The sequence below is a fragment of the Paenibacillus darwinianus genome (assembly GCF_000598065.1).
Taxonomy (GTDB): Bacteria; Bacillota; Bacilli; order Paenibacillales; family Paenibacillaceae; genus Paenibacillus_I; species Paenibacillus_I darwinianus.
The window spans coordinates 1-4,448 of the sequence record NZ_KK082145.1 but is presented as its reverse complement, the minus strand read 5'-3'; the positions used below and the strand labels follow the sequence as shown (position 1 = coordinate 4,448).

At 60.4% G+C, this 4,448-nt stretch carries 6 protein-coding genes; 1 reads left to right on the top strand and 5 read right to left on the bottom strand.

Annotated features, from left to right (window positions below):
* From BG52_RS15255 to crcB, 3 genes are all read right to left on the bottom strand, one after another.
* On the bottom strand, positions 1 to 733 hold a 733-nt coding region (locus tag BG52_RS15255), incomplete at its 3' end, for a 3-phosphoshikimate 1-carboxyvinyltransferase (RefSeq protein WP_036666940.1).
* A 45-nt stretch (positions 734 to 778) separates the two neighbouring features.
* Positions 779 to 1,156, bottom strand: a complete 378-nt coding sequence (locus BG52_RS05405; protein WP_036580479.1) for a FluC/FEX family fluoride channel — start codon at positions 1,154 to 1,156, stop codon at positions 779 to 781.
* Positions 1,153 to 1,575, bottom strand: coding sequence for a fluoride efflux transporter CrcB (gene crcB / locus BG52_RS05400; RefSeq protein WP_051587667.1), 423 nt, complete (start codon positions 1,573 to 1,575; stop codon positions 1,153 to 1,155). The genes BG52_RS05405 and crcB overlap by 4 nt, the downstream gene beginning before the upstream one ends.
* Before the next feature lie 171 nt (positions 1,576 to 1,746).
* Here crcB and BG52_RS05395 point away from each other — a divergent pair, with 171 nt between their 5' ends.
* On the top strand, positions 1,747 to 2,040 hold the full coding sequence (locus tag BG52_RS05395) for a hypothetical protein (protein ID WP_036580482.1): 294 nt from the start codon (positions 1,747 to 1,749) through the stop codon (positions 2,038 to 2,040).
* Here BG52_RS05395 and gndA read toward each other — a convergent pair.
* Both gndA and BG52_RS05385 read right to left on the bottom strand, forming a co-directional pair.
* Positions 2,037 to 3,449 (bottom strand): NADP-dependent phosphogluconate dehydrogenase, encoded by a 1,413-nt coding sequence (gndA, locus tag BG52_RS05390; protein ID WP_036580484.1) that lies wholly within the window; start codon positions 3,447 to 3,449, stop codon positions 2,037 to 2,039. The genes BG52_RS05395 and gndA overlap by 4 nt on opposite strands.
* Before the next feature lie 130 nt (positions 3,450 to 3,579).
* Positions 3,580 to 4,448, bottom strand: an 869-nt coding sequence (locus tag BG52_RS05385; protein ID WP_036666938.1) for an FGGY-family carbohydrate kinase, incomplete at its 5' end; no start/stop codon positions are given.

Here is a 4,448-nt window from a genome sequence, read left to right as displayed (position 1 = left end):
GAACCGCCGCCGAGCCGGGATAGTCGCCTTGTACGACATAGGTTTTCGCTTCGTAGGACTGATTGCCCGGAATGCGGTAATGCATCAAATCCTCGCTCGCATGGATGACAATGCCGGCCTGCTCCAGCACCTCGAGCGTTTGCCCGACGACGACCTTCGATTTCAGATCGTGCAGCACCTCGATTTCGCTGTCCTGCGGCAAGAGAGGCGTCAGAAACAGCAGGGAGCTGAGAAATTGGGAGCTGACATTGCCCGACACCCGGATTTTGCCGCCCTTCGGATTGCCTCCGCGGATCGTGATCGGCAGCTTGCCCTCGTTGTGGTCGACTTCGACGCCGATCTGCCGCAACGCGTCGATCAGGTCGTCGTGCGGACGCTTGCCGAGCGAATCGGGATAGACATTAACGAACGTGACCTCGGGACAGAGCGCGGTGACCGACATCAGAAAGCGCAGCACCGCTCCGGCATTGCCGACATTGAGTTCTTTCACAGCCAGCGGATTGCGGCCGAAGCCGGTAATGACGATTTTCTCGTCGTCCTCTTCGACGGTCGCGCCGAGATCGCGGATACAGCGGCGCATCGCGTCGCTGTCCTCGCTGTGAGCCGGATAGTACACGGTGCTTGTCCCTTCGGCAAGCGCCGCGACGAGCAAATATCTCGTCGTGTAGTTTTTGGAGGATAAAGCTTGAATGTCGCCTTTCAACTCGGGCGTCGGGTTCACCATAACGTCCATGCCAGTCCATTCTCCTTTGCATATGTATCCGAATTAGAATTAGAATTAGTTCAACCACAGGCCGGCGAAGAAGCCGCAGGCCGTCAGCAGCAAACCGCCGCCGAGCGTCGTCAGGAAATAAACCGCCGCTAAACGGCTCTCTCGGGTCTCGCGCATCGCGGCAAGCTGCGCCATCAGCGTAGAGAAGGTGGTGTAACCACCTAAAAAGCCGGTGCCCAGCAGCAGCAGCCATGCCGGTTGATTCACGTTCCAAGCCATGCCGTACAGCAAGCCGAGCAGCGCCGCACCCGACAGATTCACCGTCAGCGTTCCATAGGGGGCAGCCTTTCCCCGATAAGCGAAAAGGCGCCCAATCGCATACCGGCATACGGAGCCCGCTGAGCCTCCGACGGCGACCAGCAGCGGCAGCCAAAGCTCAGTCATCGTGATCGCCCCCCCTTGCGGGCGCTTCGGCCGATCGTCATGCCGGCTCGCGCCGCCGCGTAACCCAGAGCGACCGATAAGGCAGCGTACAGAAGGGCCAGCGCCGCATAACCGCTCCGCAACAGACCGAAGGTTTCCATGCCAAAGGCGGAGAACGTGGTAAAAGAGCCGATCATGCCGGTCCCCACCGTCTCTTTCCAGAACGGCGGCATGCCGCGCACCGATGCATAACTGAGAAGCGCGCCCAGCAGGAAGCATCCCAGCACATTGGCCGCAAGCGTTCCCAATGGAAATGCGGGCATTTGTCCCGGGTTCAGCCACAGGCCGATTCCATAGCGGGCAACCGCTCCGATTGCTCCTCCGGCCGCCACACCGGCAAACAGCTTCAGGCCGCTCACGGCCGTCTCGTCATTGTTCATTTTGTCTTCACCGGGTACACCCTCGTTTTCGACTTATAATACCACAGCGGTTTGCTTTTAGGGAAGATCACGCGCGCGTCCGAAAAAAGGTTGCCTGCCCGTGTATAAAATCCCGGTTATTGCCGTAAGGATGATAATACCCTATACGAGAAACCGGAGTGATCGCAAAGCATGACCGTCCATTATGAGCACGAGGCCGATAAACGGCTGAGCCAAATTCTCGATCCCGACAGGCCGCTCTGCAAGGAGGATGCCGTGTGGGTGCTTGAGTACATGAAAAAGAAAGTGGCCGACGGCGATCCCATCATCTCGGATCTGCCGCGGCCACAGCTGTTGCAAATGTTCATCTGCTTCGCGGAGGCGGCCATGGTGCTCATCCATCGCAGGCCCGGCGGCGAAAAGGAAATCGTCCGGCTGCGTTCATGGCTGACCGAGTCGGTCCGCGAATTAAGAAGCAGAGCTTAGTTTTCCAGCCACTCGAAGTGGAACGAGCCTTCCTTGTCCACCCGCTTGAACGTATGAGCGCCGAAATAATCGCGCTGCGCCTGCAGCAGGTTGGCTGGCAGCCGCTCGCTGCGGTAGCTGTCGTAGTACGAGAGCGCGCTGGCGAACGCCGGCACCGGAATGCCGTGCGTGACCGCCGCAGCCACAACCTCGCGCCAAGCGCCTTGATACGATTCGACGACGTTCTTGAAGTATTCGTCGAGCAGCAGGTTGCGCAGCCCAGGGTCTTTGTCGTACGCGTCCTTGATATTTTGCAGGAACCGGGCGCGGATGATGCAGCCGCCGCGGAAAATCATCGCGATATCGCCGTAACGCAGGTTCCAGCCGTACTCCTCCGACGCCGCGCGCATTTGGGCAAAACCTTGCGCGTAAGAGCAAATTTTACTGGCGAACAGCGCTTTGCGCACCGCTTCGATGAACGCTTGCTTGTCCCCCTGGAACGGCTGTGTCTGCGGGCCTTTGAGCAGCTTGCTCGCCGCCACGCGCTCTTCCTTCATCGCCGACAGGAAACGGGAGAATACAGACTCTGTAATGATCGAGAGCGGTACGCCGAGATCGAGCGAGCTTTGGCTCGTCCACTTGCCGGTTCCTTTCTGGCCGGCGGAGTCGAGAATCACATCGACCATCGGCTTGCCCGTTTCCGGATCGTATTTGGCGAAAATGTCCTTCGTGATCTCGATCAGGTAGCTGTCGAGCTCGCCTTTGTTCCATTCGCTGAAAATCTGATGAAGCTCCTCCGTGTTGACGCCGAGCACGGCCGTCAGCAGGTGGTAGGCTTCGCAGATCAGCTGCATATCGCCATATTCGATGCCGTTATGCACCATTTTCACGTAGTGGCCCGCACCGTCCGGTCCGATGTAAGTGGAGCAAGGCTCGCCGTTGACCTTTGCGGAAATTGCCGTAAGAATCGGCTCCACCAGCTTATAGGCCGATTCCTGGCCGCCGGGCATAATGGACGGGCCCTTGAGCGCGCCCTCCTCCCCGCCGGATACGCCCGTACCGATGAAGCGGAAGCCTTTGGCCTCCAGTTCCTTGCTGCGGCGCTGGGTGTCGGGGAAATAGGCGTTGCCGCCGTCAATAATGATGTCGCCTTCCGCCAAAAGCGGAACAAGCGAGTCGATCGTCGCGTCCGTTCCGGCGCCCGCCTGAACCATGATCAGAATTTTGCGGGGCGTCTCAAGCGACTCGACGAACTCCTCAATCGTATATGTAGGGTGCAACTTTTTGCCTGCCGCTTCCTTCATGACATCGTCCGTCTTCTCCCGGGAACGGTTGAAGATCGACACCGTGAAGCCTCTGCTTTCGATATTGAGGGCAAGATTGCGGCCCATGACGGCCATGCCGATGACACCGATTTGCTGTTTCGCCATTTTGGTTCGTCCATCCTTTTTCATATCGTATTTTTCGCAATATCCCCATTTTACTCTTTTTGCCCGCGAAAGAAAACCTCAGGCCAACAACTTTCTGAATTCCGCCCTGCGGCCGCGCCGCATACCGCAGTCAGCCGCGTGCGCGAAAAGCGGCCAGCTCGGCGAACGAATCCGCCGTCCTCGCATACAACGAACGGAACATCCCGTACAATTCGCCATAGATGGCAGCATGCCCCGGATTCGGCTCGCATCTGCCGGTCAGATTCGAGGAGCCAGCCGCCTCCTCCAGGGAGGCGCTCATGCCTAACGCATAGAGCGCAAGCTTGGCGGCGCCGAGCGCCGAGCTCTCCTCGCTGTCGGCGAGCACGACGGAACAGCCGAGCACATCAGCCATTAGCTGCCGGATCGGCTCCGCACGCACAAATCCGCCGGAGACCCGGAATTCGCGTGGCGGACCAGTAAGACCGGCAAGCGCGTTCGCAACGGAGCGCAGGCCGAACAAAATCCCTTCGAGGCCGGCGCGAAGCATATGCTGCCGGTCGTGGTCGAGCGACAGGCCGAAGAACACGCCTCGCGCCCGCTCGTCCCAATGCGGCGCCCGTTCGCCGGAGAGATGCGGCAGAAAAAGCAGCCCCCCCGCTCCCGGCGGCGCGCTTAACGCAAGCTCGACCAGCCGCGAATAGCCGTCCGCCCCGTCGTTCCCGGCCGCCAGATCGGGCGCCAATTTCTCTTTAAGCCAGCGGAAGACGACGCCGCCACTGTTCACCGCGCCGCCGGCGATCCAGAGATCCCCGGCAAGCGGGTAGCAAAACAAGCTCGCTGACGGGTCCGCTGCAGGCGCGCGGACCGCGGCGCGCACCGCGCCGCTGGTGCCGACGGTCAGGGCGGCGACGCCGGGCTCGATCGCGCCTGCGCCGAAGTTGGCCAGCACCCCGTCGGCCGCGCCAAGCATGACGGGCACATCGGCGGGCAAGCCAAGCTCCTCCGCCGCTTCTGGCT

Coding starts and splice junctions, on each gene's coding strand:
- BG52_RS05405 (WP_036580479.1), bottom strand. CDS start 1,156: ATGACTGAGCTTTGGCTGCCGCTGCTGGTCGCCGTCGGAGGCTCAGCG.
- crcB (WP_051587667.1), bottom strand. CDS start 1,575: ATGAACAATGACGAGACGGCCGTGAGCGGCCTGAAGCTGTTTGCCGGT.
- BG52_RS05395 (WP_036580482.1), top strand. CDS start 1,747: ATGACCGTCCATTATGAGCACGAGGCCGATAAACGGCTGAGCCAAATT.
- gndA (WP_036580484.1), bottom strand. CDS start 3,449: ATGGCGAAACAGCAAATCGGTGTCATCGGCATGGCCGTCATGGGCCGC.